This is a genomic window from Xanthomarina sp. (assembly GCF_035306705.1).
Lineage (GTDB): Bacteria > Bacteroidota > Bacteroidia > Flavobacteriales > Flavobacteriaceae > Xanthomarina.
The window spans coordinates 22,603-36,742 of sequence record NZ_DATGNO010000051.1 but is presented as its reverse complement, the minus strand read 5'-3'; the positions used below and the strand labels follow the sequence as shown (position 1 = coordinate 36,742).

Below are 14,140 nucleotides of genomic sequence, written 5' to 3'. Positions count from 1 at the left end.
TGGTTGGATACCTTTTATATGTTTTTCAATTTCTTTTTATTGAACCTCATTGTTTTTATTGCTTTATCCAATACAGTTGCCGAATTTTTTAATGATATTCTTGAACTTGCAGGGTTGTCGCTTTACAACTTTCAATTGTTTGAAATCAATGCCCTTCCAAAACCCCTAGGTTTGTTTATCTTTTTTATCGTAGCCGATTTTGTTCAATGGAATACTCACAGGTTGTTACATCGCGTGCCTTTACTTTGGAATTTCCACAAAGTGCATCACTCTGTTAAAGAAATGGGTTTTGCTGCTCACTTGCGCTACCATTGGATGGAACCTGTGGTTTACAAATCTATTTTATACATTCCCTTAGCCATTATTGGAGGATTTGAAGCACAGGACGTGGCATTTGTTCACTTTTTCAACATCACGATTGGACATTTAAACCACGCCAATTTAGGCTGGGATTACGGCAAGCTAAAATACATTTTCAACAATCCTAAAATGCACATTTGGCATCATGCCAAAGAGCTTCCAAAACATGCTAGGTACGGTGTGAATTACGGATTAACCTTGAGCATTTGGGATTATTTGTTTAAAACCAATTACATTCCTGAAAGCGGTAGGGATATTGAAATCGGCTTTTCTGGAGACGAAGCATTTCCTAAAGATTTTATCAGTCAGGAAATCTATCCCCTTAAATTTAAAGAGAAACATGAAGAGTAAAAAACACTGGTTCCTGCTATTATTTTTGTTTTCGGCTTTCATTTTTAATACCAAAGCACAATCCGTTAATTATAGTCCTTGGAACAACTTTCTTGAAAAGCATGTTAATGATTTTGGCGAAGTAAACTACCAAACCATCAAAGCAAACCAAAAGGAATTACAAGCTAGTTTAGAAATCTTTTCTAAAATCCACCCAGATGATTCTTGGTCTAAAGATGAAACACTTGCCTATTGGATCAATGCATACAATGCGTTTGCTATAAAACTGATTGTTGATAATTACCCCATTAAAAGCATAAAAGACCTTAAAAACCCTTGGGATCAAAAATTTATTCCCATAGGAAAACAGCCGATGTCTTTAAATGAAATAGAACACGACATTCTTAGAAAAATGAACGAACCTAGAATTCATTTCGCCATAGTTTGCGCTTCAAAATCCTGCCCAAAACTATTGAATGAAGCCTATCTTCCTTCAAAATTAGACCTACAATTAACAGTTGCTACAGAAGAATTTCTTTCAGATGAATCCAGGAACAACATCACTCAAGACCAAATAAAAATATCCAAAATATTTAAATGGTTCACAACCGATTTCACACAAAACGGAAGTCTCATCGATTTTTTAAATCAATATACTGCTGTTGAAATCTCGCCAAAAGCAAAAAGGAGCTACACCAATTATAGTTGGGATTTAAATGAATAAATTTAGATTTAAGACCTGTAAGTCGGGAATTTCCGGAATCAAAAAACCCTACAGGCTTTTTTAAAATATAATGACCCAGAGAATATCCATAATAATCCCCATACTAAACGAAGCAGAAAATATTACAAACCTGCTTCAACATCTTACTGGACATTCCAAACCTGAAAACATTGCAGAAATTATAGTGGTAGATGGTGGTAGCATAGATGGTTCGCAGGATATTGTTGGGCTTTTTATTAACTCGGGAATATCTAAACCCAACATCCAACTCTTATCTTCCCTAAAAGGCCGAGCCAAACAAATGAATTTGGGAGCAGCAGCTGCATCAGGAAGCGTTCTATATTTTCTTCACGCCGATTCCTTTCCTCCTAAAAACTTCGACCAATTGATTATAGACGAAATTCAAAAAGAACAATTAGCCGGGTGTTTTAAAATGAGGTTTAACAGCAACCATTGGTGGTTGCAACTAGCAAGTTGGCTCACTCAATTTTCATGGAGAGCTTGTAGAGGTGGCGATCAAAGTCAGTTTATTTATAAAAAACTTTTTAACGAAATAGGTGGATTTAACGAAGAATTCATTATTTATGAAGACAACGACCTGATAAATAAACTCTATGCTAGAAAACAATTTGTAGTTATTCAAGCATGGTTAACAACCTCAGCAAGACGCTATCAAACACATGGCATATGGAAACTTCAATATCATTTTTGGACGATTTATGTAAAAAAATGGTTTGGAGCCTCGGCAACAGAACTTCATAATTATTACCTGAAACACATTGCTTAAAACTTGTTAATAAGCCGTAACTTTCTAATTCAAAATAAATTGATATATTAATTTGGTTTCTTACTTTTGAAGCAATCATACATAAACGGATTTCCAAAACACACAACCACAAATGAAAATTAAAAAAGTATTAGTTGCAAACAGAGGAGAAATTGCTATCAGGATTTTTAGAGCCTGTACAGAAATTAATGTCAAAACCGTTGGTGTGTACACCTATGAGGACAGATATTCCCTACATAGATATAAAGCAGACGAATCTTATCAAATAGGTGAAGACAACGATCCGTTAAAACCCTATTTAAATATCAATGAAATAGTAAAAGTAGCTCTTGAATGTGGTGCTGATGCAATTCATCCTGGTTATGGGTTTTTATCTGAAAACGCAAACTTCGCAAAAAAGTGTGAAGAGAACGGCATTATTTTTATTGGCCCAAAAGTTTCAGTTTTAAAAGCTTTAGGAGATAAAATTACCGCTAAAGAAGTAGCCGTTGCTAACAACATTCCAATTATACGTAGTAACGAAAAACCATTAGTAGACATTGAAACTGCTTTAAGTGAAGCCGAAATTATTGGCTATCCAGTCATGTTAAAAGCTGCTTCTGGTGGTGGTGGACGTGGAATGCGAGTTATTAGAGAAGCCGAAGAACTAAAAGGTGCTTTTAACGAAAGTAAGCGTGAAGCCTTAAACGCCTTTGGAGACGACACGGTTTTTCTGGAAAAATTTGTTGAAAACCCAAAACATATAGAAATTCAAATTGTTGCCGATAATTACGGAAATACGGTACATTTATTTGAACGGGATTGTTCGGTACAACGTCGTTACCAAAAAGTTATTGAATTCGCACCTTCTTTCGATTTAAAACAAGAAATCAAAGATGACCTATATAAATATGCTATTAAAATTTGTAAAGCCGTAGATTACAACAACATCGGAACCGTAGAGTTTTTAGTGGACGACGATGATTCTATTTATTTTATTGAAGTAAACCCAAGAATTCAGGTAGAACATACCGTAACAGAAGTGGTTACCAATATCGATTTGGTAAAAACCCAATTGTTTATTGCTGGAGGCTACAAATTGGCCGACCAACAAATAAAAATTCCAAATCAAGAGGCCATAAAAATAACAGGATACGCCTTACAATGCCGAATTACAACAGAAGACCCACAAAACGATTTTAAACCAGATTATGGTGAAATTACCACCTATAGAAGTGCCGCTGGTTTTGGAATTCGTTTAGATGCTGGATCTGTTTATCAAGGTGCCGTTGTGTCTCCTTTTTTCGATTCTATGCTGGTAAAAGTTACGGCAAACAGTAGAACTCTAGATGGAGCTTGTAGAAAAATACGCCGTGCCTTAGCAGAGTTTAGAATTAGAGGAGTTAAAACAAACATGTCGTTTCTTGATAATATCTTAAAACATGAAACCTTTAGAAAAGGGGAAATAACAGTTAACTTTATCAAACAAACTCCTGATTTATTTATTTTTAAGGCGCCTAGAAACAGAGCAACAAAACTAGTCACTTATTTGGGAGATGTAATTGTTAATGGCAATCCAGATGTTAAAAAAATAGATCCTACAAAAACCTTTGTTAAACCTATAGTCCCTAAATTTGAGGCCAATGGAGCTTATCCAAAAGGGACTAAAGATTTACTTACCGAATTAGGTCCAGATAAATTTTCGGAATGGTTAAAAGCTGAAAAGAAAATACACTTTACAGATACCACCATGCGCGATGCGCATCAAAGTTTGTTAGCTACCAGAATGCGTACGTTCGATATGCTGAAAGTGGCCGAAGGTTTTGCAAAAAACAATCCAGGTGTTTTTAGTATGGAAGTTTGGGGAGGTGCCACCTTTGACGTTTGCCTGCGTTTTTTACAGGAAAACCCATGGGAACGCTTGCAACTATTACGTAAAGCCATGCCAAATCTATTACTACAAATGTTGCTTAGAGGATCGAATGGCGTTGGATATACGGCTTATCCAGATAATTTAATTGAAAAATTTGTAGAACAATCTTGGGAAAATGGCGTAGACATCTTTAGAATTTTTGATTCCTTAAACTGGATGAAATCCATTGCGCCTTGCATTGAATATGTACGAAACAGAACCGATGGTTTGGCTGAAGGATCGATCTGCTATACTGGAGATATTTTAAATCCTAAAAACACGAAGTACAACCTTAAATATTACACAACGTTAGCAAAAGACATCGAAAATGCAGGTGCGCATATTCTGGCTATTAAAGACATGGCCGGCTTACTAAAACCTTATGCCGCTTTCGAATTGATTTCTGCATTAAAACAAGAAATCAACATTCCTATTCATTTACATACTCACGATACCTCATCCATCCAATCGGCTACTTATATAAAAGCTATTGAAGCAGGTGTAGATGTTGTAGATGTTGCTTTGGGTGGCTTATCGGGATTAACATCACAACCTAATTTTAATTCGGTGGTAGAAATGATGAAATTCCAAGAACGCGAAAACCCATTAGATATCGATTCCCTAAACAACTATTCTAATTATTGGGAAACGGTTAGAGATCATTATTATCCGTTCGAATCTGGATTAAAAGCAGGTTCTGGCGAAGTTTTTAAACATGAAATCCCGGGTGGACAGTACTCCAATCTAAAGCCTCAAGCGCAAGCTTTAGGGTTGGAAGATAGGTTTCATGAAATTACTGCTATGTATGCGGATGTGAACATGCTTTTTGGCGATATTATAAAAGTAACACCAAGCTCGAAAGTGGTTGGCGATATGGCCCAGTATTTAGTGAGCAATAATTTAACGGTTCAAGATGTTTTGGAACGAGGTGATACCATATCATTCCCACAGTCGGTTGTAAGTTTCTTTAAAGGCGATTTAGGCCAACCGGTTGGAGGCTTTCCTAAAGACCTTCAAAAACTGATTTTAAAAGGCGAAGAACCTTATACCGAAAGACCAAATGCCCATATGGCTCCTTTAGATATCGATGCTGAATACAAGGAATTTAGAAATAAATTTGAACAGGATTTAAGCAGACCTATCAATATCACCGATTTCCTATCTTATAAACTCTACCCAAAAGTATTTACAGATTCTTACAACAAGCATCTTAAATATGATAATTTAATGAATTTGCCAACCAAAAATTTCTTCTATGGAATGGAAATAGGCGAAGAGATTATTGTTGAATTGGACAAAGGAAAAACACTTCTTATTAATTTGGAATCTGTTGGAGAAGCTAATGTTGATGGCATGGTAACGGTTTATTTTAAAGTGAATGGTCAAGGTAGATCGGTTCAAATAAAAGATGAATCCATTAAAATTGACAAAGTGGAGCATGCTAAAGCCGATAAGTCAAATCCTAAAGAAATTGGCGCACCCTTACAAGGGATGCTTTCCAATATTTTGGTGAAAGAAGGAGAACAAGTAACTAAAAACCAACCCTTATTCATTATTGAAGCCATGAAAATGGAAACTACCATTACAGCAAATGAAACTGCCACAGTTGAAAAACTAGTGCTTAAAGCAGGTGTTATGGTGCATTCGGAGGATTTAGTGGTTATTTTAGATTAGCCTGATAAAAAAACAACCAAGGATCTTTTATTGAAGCGCATATTGTGCTTTAATAAAAGATTCCACTGGTTTATTTTGAGGTGTAAATTGCGAATTATTTACGCCACCAGCATGTTTGTGCTCATGAAACCATTTCCATACAAAACCCCCTGCAAACCATTCTTCGTTCCAAACTTCTTCGAAAAGTGATTGCATGGCATTATTTTGAGCTTCTATATTAACTTCGGTCATATCTTGATCGGATCTCCAAGGCTCTTTTGCTGCATAGTCTACACTTCTATAACCAAATTCAGTAAACACGATTGGTCTACCATGTTTTTCTGATGTGTCTTTTAATAGCTTTTTATGCTGTTGCCAACTAGCTTTGCATTCAGCCAAGCTTGGTGTTTTGGAAGCACTCAATGGGAAATACGCGTCTACCCCAATAAAATCTAGATCATCCCAAAACGGGATGCTGTTAAACTCATTCCAATTGGCAGCATAGGTTAATTGACCTTTGTAAATTTCTTTTATCTCATTAATTAAGCCTTTCCAATATTCTGGTCTAACTATTACAAACCGCTCCAACTCTGTGCCAATACAAAAAATTTCAACTTGAGTTTCTTGAGCAACTTGTGCAAATTCTAAAATAAACTTAGAATAAGAAGCTTCCAATAGACTCCAGTTTTCTTCAGATTCCATTTCAATAAAACCAGTAAACTCCCCTTTCCAAACCCAAACTTGAGGCTTCATCATTATTTTCACACCTTCAGATTTTAAGGCTTCATTATATTGTCTGGTGCCTGCTTTAGTTTCACCAAACCACTGGCTATCCATATTAAAAACAATTTCCGGATGTTGTAAATCCTTAATAAATCCAAACGGCATGATAGATGCATAATTAGCATTTAAATTAATAATTGGCTTAATATGCTCTAATGCTATAGAGTCTCTAGAGGCCACAAAGCTTACGCCTTTAATTTTTTCCTTTTTATGTGACATCATGGAGCACGAACACATAAAAAATAGCAGACAAAACTTGAAAATGAACCGCATAAGTGTTAATTTATCTCTAAATTTAAGCAAATTGTGATGTTTTCTATTAAGGTTTCATAGAACTTCCGACAAATTATTTACCTAAAACACAAACATGGAACATATTGTTATTATTGGCAACGGAATTTCAGGAGTTACTGCTGCCAGACATATTAGAAAACTTTCCGATAAAAGAATAACAATTATTTCTGCTGAAACGGAACATTTTTTTTCACGCACAGCACTAATGTATGTGTATATGGGACATATGAAATATGAACACATAAAGCCTTATGAAGATTGGTTCTGGAAAAAAAACAGAATTGAACTGAAGCAAGAATTTGTTGAAACCATTGACACAAAATCTAAAACACTTCACTTTAAAGAAGGTGTTTTTATAACATACGACAAACTTATTATCGCTACAGGTAGCAAACCCAATAAATTTGGATGGAAAGGCCAAGACTTAAAAGGTGTTCAAGGCTTGTATAGCAAACAAGATTTAGATAGTCTAGAAACACATGCTCCCAATAACAAAACTTGCAAACATGCGGTAATAGTTGGTGGCGGACTTATAGGAATTGAATTGGCCGAGATGTTAAATTCACGAAACATACCCGTAACTTTTTTAGTTCGTGAATCTAGTTTCTGGAACGGCGTGCTACCTCCAGGTGAAAGTGAAATGATCAATAGGCATATTAAAAATCATCATATTGACCTGCGATTATCTTCAAACTTAAAAGAAATTATTTCAGATGAAAACGGAAAAGTAAAATCCGTAGTAATTAAAGAAACAGGAGAAGAGATTCCTTGTGATTTCGTAGGGCTTTCAGCAGGCGTTTCCCCTAGTATAGATTTCATTAAACATTCAGACATAGAAACAAGTCAAGGGGTTCTGGTCAATCGCTATTTAGAAACTAACATTCCAGACGTTTATGCTATTGGAGATTGTGCAGAACAACGTGAGGCTATTGGAAACCGAAAATCCATTGAAGCGGTTTGGTATACCGGACGTATGATGGGGGAAACGCTAGCACAAACCATTTGTGGTAATAAAATAGAATACAAACCAGGCCATTGGTTTAATTCTGCCAAATTTTTAGATATCGAATATCAAACCTATGGCTGGGTGTTTCCTGAACCTAAAGAAAATCATGCGCATTTTCATTGGAAACATCAGGACGACACTAAGTGTATAACTATTGAATATAACAAGCTTACAAACGAATTTATAGGGATTAACACCTTTGGCATTAGAATGCGACACGAAGTTTGTGATATATGGCTTACAGAAAAACGTGCTATCGATTACGTGATTAATCATTTAAAGGAAGCCAATTTCGACCCTGAGTTTTATAGACGTTTTGAAAAAAACATTCAAGCAACTTACAATAACCAACTCCAAAACATATAGTTATGAGCCTTAAATTAAATCAAAGTTTATCTTTAGCAAAACCAGATGCACAAGATTTATCTACACAGCAAAAAACAGCAGTTGGAATGGGAGTAATCGGACTATTTATTTTAGTCTTAGCCATCTTTAATACCAGTTTTCCAAATAAAGGACTGTTCCTAACTTTAGCCTTAGGTCTAATTTCTATTGGAACTATTGTATTTTCAAATGATGCATATAATAAAAAATTAGAAGGCATAAAAAATGATGGCGTTTGGTTTAAATCTTTAACATCAAGGGGTATTTTAGGCTGGATTACCGGAATATTTTTAACCTCCTTTTACATTGTATTATATTTTTACCCTCAATTTCTTGGCTTGTCAGCAGATGGGGCAGCAAACACAGGTTTAATTTCCTTATTCGATCCATTAAGTCAATTATTAAGTGGCAGGCCTGCTAGCCAGTGGTTTGTTTACGGAACACTTTATACCTTAGCCATATTAGCCTTTGGCTACAAATTTCTATTGAAATATCGTCACAATCGTTACGAACAAATAAGAACTGGATCCGTCATGTTCTTTCAATTGGCATTTGCATTTTTAATCCCTGAATTTATGTATCGCATGAATTCAGGTTTACCTTATTACGACCTTAAAAACATTTGGCCATTAAATTATTATTTGTTCGACGAGTGGTCAATTAAAAGCTTTCTTTCTAACGGAAATCTAGGTGTCGCCTTAATCATTTTCGCCATTGCATCGATTTTTATAATCACACCTATTTTAACTTATAAATATGGAAAGCGCTGGTATTGTTCTTGGGTTTGCGGTTGTGGTGGCTTAGCCGAAACTGCTGGAGATTCTTTTAGACATTTAAGCGATAAGAGCTTAAAAGCATGGAAACTGGAACGCTGGCTTGTGCATAGTGTCTTGGTTTTTTCGGTAGTCATGACCATTGCCATGATTTACACGTATTTAGGTTACGACCATAATAATTTCTGGCTAACCAAAGGTGTTTTTATTAGTTTAGCTGTGGCATTCTTAAGTATAGTGTTTTTATTGGTGATGATTTTTAAAAGAAAATCTTTGGGCAAGGATGCTAAATATGGAGCTATTGGATATGCAATTACAATAGCACTACTGCTTATTCTTTATTTTACCGGAACAACCACCGAAGCTTTTTTTATCAATAGTGGCGACCTAAGATCTGCTTATGGATTTTATATTGGATCCATCTTTTCTGGAGTTATTGGAACAGGATTTTATCCAATTTTTGGAAACAGAGTTTGGTGTAGATTTGGTTGTCCAATGGCTGCTATTTTAGGTTTTCAGCAACGTATATTTTCAAAATTCAGAATTACAACCAACGGTGGACAATGCATTTCTTGTGGAAATTGCTCTACCTATTGCGAAATGGGAATTGATGTAAGAGCCTATGCTCAAAAAGGAGAAAACATTGTGCGGTCAAGCTGCGTAGGCTGTGGCATATGTTCGGCTGTTTGCCCTCGTGGTGTTCTAAAACTAGAAAATGATTCTATGAAAGGTCGTATCAATCCTACTGATATTTTATTAGGAAACGATATCGATTTAATGGACCTAGTTAATCAAAAATAACGTGAAACTATTCATACTTTTGCACAGCCTTCTAAAACACTAAATGAGCCATATAAAAGTTATTATTCCTGCTTTTAACGAAGCCGATTCCATTACCAAGGTTATAAAGGACATTCCCGAAATTGTTGATGAAATTATTGTTGTCAATAATAATTCCACAGACAACACAGAAAATAATGCGAAACAAGCTGGAGCAACTGTATTAACCGAAACAAATAAAGGTTACGGATATGCTTGTTTAAAAGGCATGGACTATATTTCCAAACAGGAAATAAAACCAGATATTATTGTATTTCTGGATGGCGATTATAGCGATTATCCCGAAGAATTAACAAAAATCATTCAACCTATTTTAGAAGATAACATCGATTTTGTACTTGGAGCTCGCGTGAAACAACTTAGAGAAAATGGTTCCATGACCAAACCTCAAATTTTCGGAAATTGGTTGGCCACTACTTTAATGAAATTCCTTTTTAAGTCAACTTTTACAGATTTAGGGCCTTTTAGAGCCATTAAATACGAAAAACTATTGGCTCTTAACATGGAGGATAAAACTTATGGTTGGACCGTAGAAATGCAACTTAAAGTACTAAAACAAAAAATGACCTATGTTGAAATTCCCGTACCTTACCGAAATAGAATTGGAGTTTCTAAAGTTTCTGGAACCGTAAAAGGAGCTGTTATGGCAGGTGTTAAAATATTGGGGTGGATTTTTAAATACAGTTTTAAATGATGTATTTGGTCAGTATTATTATTGTAATCTATTCCATCGCTTTGCTGCTTATTTTTTTATATGCCTTAGCGCAACTCAACTTACTTTCAAATTACCTCGGTGCTCAAAAAAATCAAGCTAAATCGCCTAAATTCGATTTCTCAAATCTAGATGAAATCCCTTTGGTTACCATCCAACTTCCTGTATATAATGAAATGTACGTGATGGAACGTTTATTGGAAAACATAGTTAAAATGGATTATCCAAAAGACAAATTGGAGATTCAGGTATTGGACGATTCTACAGATGATACTTTAAAATCGACAAAAAAACATATTGAAATACTAAAAAAAACAGGTTTGGACATTGTTCATATTTGTAGAACCGATAGGACAGGTTTTAAAGCTGGTGCTCTTAAAGAAGGGTTAAAAATTGCAAAGGGAGAATTCATAGCCATTTTTGATGCCGATTTCCTTCCGAAGCCAAACTGGTTAAAACAAACCATTCCATACTTTAAAAATGAACAGCTTGGGGTAGTCCAAACACGATGGAGTCACTTAAATAGGGATTATTCAATCCTGACAAAAATTCAAGCGTTTGCTTTGGATGCACATTTCACTTTGGAACAAGTTGGAAGAAACAGTAAAGGACATTTTATTAATTTTAATGGCACAGCTGGCGTATGGCGAAAAACCTGTATTCTAGATGCTGGGAATTGGGAAGGAGACACGCTTACCGAAGATTTAGATTTAAGTTATAGAGCACAATTAAAAAACTGGAAATTTAAATACTTGGAAGGCATTGAAACTCCAGCTGAACTTCCAATGGCTATCAGCGCAGCACGTTCGCAACAATTTAGATGGAACAAAGGTGGCGCAGAGAATTTTAGAAAAATGGCTGGAAGAGTGATTTCGAATAAACACATTTCGACCAAAACAAAAATTCATGGCCTGTTACATTTATTAAACTCAACCATGTTTTTAAATGTGTTGGTTGTAGCTGTTTTAAGTATTCCAATGCTATACATTAAAAACGAATATGTACAGTTGAAACCTTACTTCTACATAATGAGTTTTTTTGTTATTAGTTCGTTGATTTTCTTTGTATGCTACTGGTTTATGTACAAGAAAATATATGGAAGTGGATTTAAAAATTTCGTGAGATATATTGTTATGTTTTTTACCTTTTTCTCTATAGTCATGGGCTTTTCATTACATAATTCTATTGCTGTACTAGAAGGCCATTTAGGAAAAAGAAGCGATTTTATTAGAACGCCAAAATTCAATATCCATGCATTATCCGATAATTGGAAAAGCAATAAATATCTGAATAAAAACATTCCTTTTTATGTGTATTTTGAAGGCTTGTTAACTCTTTATTTTGCCTTTGGAATGTATTTGGCCTTTGTAGTTGGAGATCAAGGAGGCGATTTTGGACTGTTTCCATTTCACCTTATGTTGTTTCTTGGGTTTGGGTTTGTATTCCTTAAATCAATTACTTCTCGAGTTTAAAGTTTTGTAACATCAATTTTAAAAAGTTGAGCTGCATTTTTCCAAAAAATCAATTCTTTTTTATCCTCTTCAAGCTCTAATTGATTCATAAAATTTAAATAAGATTTCATATTTGAAATAGGCCAATCCGTACCATATAACAAATAATTTGGATCTCCTGCATACGTAATCATCTCTTCAATTTCCTTTTTCATATAGCGTTCAAACTTTTCAGAAAAATCGCCTAAAACCAACCCGGAAATATCTGCATATACATTTTGATTTTTATAGACTACTTCCATACAATCTCTAATCCAAGGGTTGCCAACATGACAAATCACTATTTTTAAATCCGGAAAATCTACAGCTAAATCGTCGATATGTAGCGGGTGCGAATATTTCACCTTTCCAGTTGGCGCATAGGTGTCTCCCGAATGAAACATCACCGGAACATCATACTCAATAGCCATTTCGTACCATACTTTTAATCTAGTATCGTTTGGGTAAAATGGTTCATAGCCTGGATAAAATTTCAATGCTTTTATCAATCCATTTTCAAGATATTCACCAATTTCTCTTATATCTCGATGATTATAATTAAGATAACTAATTCCAGAAACAACACCTAAATTATTTCGGTCCTTAATCGCCTCAACCACTTGTCTTGTACTCGGTCTATGCTCGTTAACCTTATATGAAGATAAGACCAAAGAATAATCAACCTTGTTTTCTAACATTGTGTCGGTGAGTAGATTTAAACAATCGTCAAGTGAAACAACTCGATCTTCGTGATAATTGTTTATATGCGTATGAACATCAATAATCATATCTTTTTTTAGTTTAAAATTTTAAAATCGTGCTTTTGTTTCAATTAGCCAACAGTCCAATAAGGTCTGTAAATTTATTTTTATTCAATTGTACTGTCTAAATCCACTGGTTTCTCAACCGGCAAATAGGATAAAGCAATGGCTCTATAAAGTTCCACATGCGGCCCATCATTACTTGGCAAATAATCATCGTCGTTATATTTTGGATTGGCAGACAATTTAACAATCACTGTGTTGGTAGTAGGATTGATATAAATATACTGTCCGTAAATTCCCATGGCCATATATTCGCCTTGTTCACCTTTTGGAATCCACCACTGATAGCCATAACCAAAACTTTCACCTGGTTGCACATGTGGGCCATCTGGAATTGTAGAAGCTTCAACCCAGTTTTTAGATATGATTTGTTCTCCGTTAAACATGCCTTCATTTAAAAACAAGGAGCCTACTTTGGCGTAATCTCTTAACGTTAAATTTAAACCTCCCAATACCATTTCCATCTTATCACCATCTAATAACCAATAACCATCGAATTCCATCCCTAATGGATTGTATAATTTTTCTTGCATATATTCTGTAATGGTTTTTCCAGTAGCACGTTTAAGGACCATTCCTAATACATGCGTATTAATACTTACATAATGATTTATAGTTCCTGGTTCTAGTTCACGATCTAAAGTAGCCGCGAACGCATCTTGCGAGTTCCCCATAGCGAAACCTCTTCCCCAACGGTTAATATCGCTAAAAAAATCGCCATAATCCTCATTAAACTTAACGCCTGTAGACATTTGCAGAACATCCTTAATCCGAACGCCTTCGTAAGAAGATCCTTTTAATTCTGGCGCATACAGTTCTACAGGTTCTTCAATACTTTTTATATCGCCCTCTTCTACAGCAATTCCCATTAAAGCCGAAATAACAGATTTTGCCATCGACCAAGATATATTTCTTGTAGACTCGGTATTTCCTAAATAATAGTTTTCGTAAACTAGGCTATCGTTTTGAATTATCAAAAAGCCAGTGGTCCACGAATCTTCCAGAAATTCCTGAGTATCGACGTCTTTACCATTATATTTAAAGTTTGTAGGTAATTCCATCGATTTTCCTTTAGGAAATGGATGTTTGGTTGAAGGTGCTTCTAAAGTAGACACTGGCCAAACAGCATCAAAAGATCTAAAATTATGTACAATTTGATCTTCATCAAAAAGATGCATTGTTAAGTTGAGCATTTTGTATTTAGGATAAAACCAAACACCAAAAATAATGAGTATAACTAATAGAACTAAACCTATTTTTTTCCAAGTTTTCATGAGAATCTGTTATTA

General features: G+C 35.0%; 11 protein-coding genes. 8 read left to right on the top strand and 3 right to left on the bottom strand.

Features of this window, described 5'->3' with window-relative positions; all coding sequences use genetic code 11:
- The 4 genes from VKY47_RS04465 to VKY47_RS04450 form a co-directional block, all read left to right on the top strand.
- Positions 1-711 (top strand): sterol desaturase family protein (locus VKY47_RS04465; RefSeq protein ID WP_324310696.1); only part of this gene is annotated, 711 nt, incomplete at its 5' end.
- Entirely contained in the window at positions 701-1,414 is a 714-nt protein-coding gene (locus tag VKY47_RS04460) for a DUF547 domain-containing protein (protein WP_324310694.1), read from the top strand. The genes VKY47_RS04465 and VKY47_RS04460, both read left to right, overlap by 11 nt.
- Positions 1,415-1,484: 70 nt before the next feature.
- The gene (locus tag VKY47_RS04455; protein WP_324310692.1) at positions 1,485-2,201 is read left to right on the top strand and encodes a TIGR04283 family arsenosugar biosynthesis glycosyltransferase; all 717 of its coding nucleotides are present in this window, start codon (positions 1,485-1,487) and stop codon (positions 2,199-2,201) included.
- 112 nt (positions 2,202-2,313) lie between these two features.
- Positions 2,314-5,766 carry a pyruvate carboxylase gene (locus VKY47_RS04450; protein WP_324310690.1) on the top strand — a complete coding sequence of 1,151 codons (3,453 nt, stop codon included), beginning with the start codon at positions 2,314-2,316 and terminating at the stop codon, positions 5,764-5,766.
- 27 nt (positions 5,767-5,793) lie between these two features.
- Here the strand turns inward: VKY47_RS04450 and VKY47_RS04445 are convergent, their stop codons facing one another.
- On the bottom strand, positions 5,794-6,750 hold the full coding sequence (locus VKY47_RS04445; RefSeq protein ID WP_324310688.1) for a glycoside hydrolase family 113: 957 nt from the start codon (positions 6,748-6,750) through the stop codon (positions 5,794-5,796).
- Between the two features lie 145 nt (positions 6,751-6,895).
- On the opposite strand from VKY47_RS04445, the gene VKY47_RS04440 reads away from it, so the two are divergent.
- Genes VKY47_RS04440 through VKY47_RS04425 form a run of 4 tightly spaced genes read left to right on the top strand, consistent with a single transcriptional unit; the run spans position 6,896 to position 12,009 of the window.
- On the top strand, positions 6,896-8,194 hold the full coding sequence (locus VKY47_RS04440; protein WP_324310686.1) for an NAD(P)/FAD-dependent oxidoreductase: 1,299 nt from the start codon (positions 6,896-6,898) through the stop codon (positions 8,192-8,194).
- A 2-nt stretch (positions 8,195-8,196) separates the two neighbouring features.
- Complete coding sequence (locus VKY47_RS04435; RefSeq protein ID WP_324310684.1) at positions 8,197-9,786, top strand: 4Fe-4S binding protein; 1,590 nt, start codon at positions 8,197-8,199, stop codon at positions 9,784-9,786.
- Positions 9,787-9,829: 43 nt separating this feature from the next.
- Positions 9,830-10,519, top strand: a complete 690-nt coding sequence (locus VKY47_RS04430; protein WP_324310682.1) for a glycosyltransferase family 2 protein — start codon at positions 9,830-9,832, stop codon at positions 10,517-10,519.
- Entirely contained in the window at positions 10,519-12,009 is a 1,491-nt protein-coding gene (locus tag VKY47_RS04425; protein ID WP_324310699.1) for a glycosyltransferase, read from the top strand. Before VKY47_RS04430 ends, VKY47_RS04425 begins: the two co-directional genes overlap by 1 nt.
- Here the strand turns inward: VKY47_RS04425 and VKY47_RS04420 are convergent.
- Together VKY47_RS04420 and VKY47_RS04415 are read right to left on the bottom strand one after the other, a co-directional pair.
- Positions 12,006-12,815 carry an amidohydrolase family protein gene (locus VKY47_RS04420; protein ID WP_324310681.1) on the bottom strand — a complete coding sequence of 270 codons (810 nt, stop codon included), beginning with the start codon at positions 12,813-12,815 and terminating at the stop codon, positions 12,006-12,008. The genes VKY47_RS04425 and VKY47_RS04420 overlap by 4 nt on opposite strands.
- An 80-nt stretch (positions 12,816-12,895) precedes the next feature.
- A complete protein-coding gene (locus VKY47_RS04415; protein WP_324310679.1) occupies positions 12,896-14,125 on the bottom strand; it encodes a serine hydrolase domain-containing protein in 1,230 nt (409 codons plus the stop codon).
- Between the last annotated feature and the right edge of the window lie 15 nt (positions 14,126-14,140).

Coding starts and splice junctions, on each gene's coding strand:
- VKY47_RS04460 (WP_324310694.1), top strand. CDS start 701: ATGAAGAGTAAAAAACACTGGTTCCTGCTATTATTTTTGTTTTCGGCT.
- VKY47_RS04455 (WP_324310692.1), top strand. CDS start 1,485: ATGACCCAGAGAATATCCATAATAATCCCCATACTAAACGAAGCAGAA.
- VKY47_RS04450 (WP_324310690.1), top strand. CDS start 2,314: ATGAAAATTAAAAAAGTATTAGTTGCAAACAGAGGAGAAATTGCTATC.
- VKY47_RS04445 (WP_324310688.1), bottom strand. CDS start 6,750: ATGATGTCACATAAAAAGGAAAAAATTAAAGGCGTAAGCTTTGTGGCC.
- VKY47_RS04440 (WP_324310686.1), top strand. CDS start 6,896: ATGGAACATATTGTTATTATTGGCAACGGAATTTCAGGAGTTACTGCT.
- VKY47_RS04435 (WP_324310684.1), top strand. CDS start 8,197: ATGAGCCTTAAATTAAATCAAAGTTTATCTTTAGCAAAACCAGATGCA.
- VKY47_RS04430 (WP_324310682.1), top strand. CDS start 9,830: ATGAGCCATATAAAAGTTATTATTCCTGCTTTTAACGAAGCCGATTCC.
- VKY47_RS04425 (WP_324310699.1), top strand. CDS start 10,519: ATGTATTTGGTCAGTATTATTATTGTAATCTATTCCATCGCTTTGCTG.
- VKY47_RS04420 (WP_324310681.1), bottom strand. CDS start 12,815: ATGATTATTGATGTTCATACGCATATAAACAATTATCACGAAGATCGA.
- VKY47_RS04415 (WP_324310679.1), bottom strand. CDS start 14,125: ATGAAAACTTGGAAAAAAATAGGTTTAGTTCTATTAGTTATACTCATT.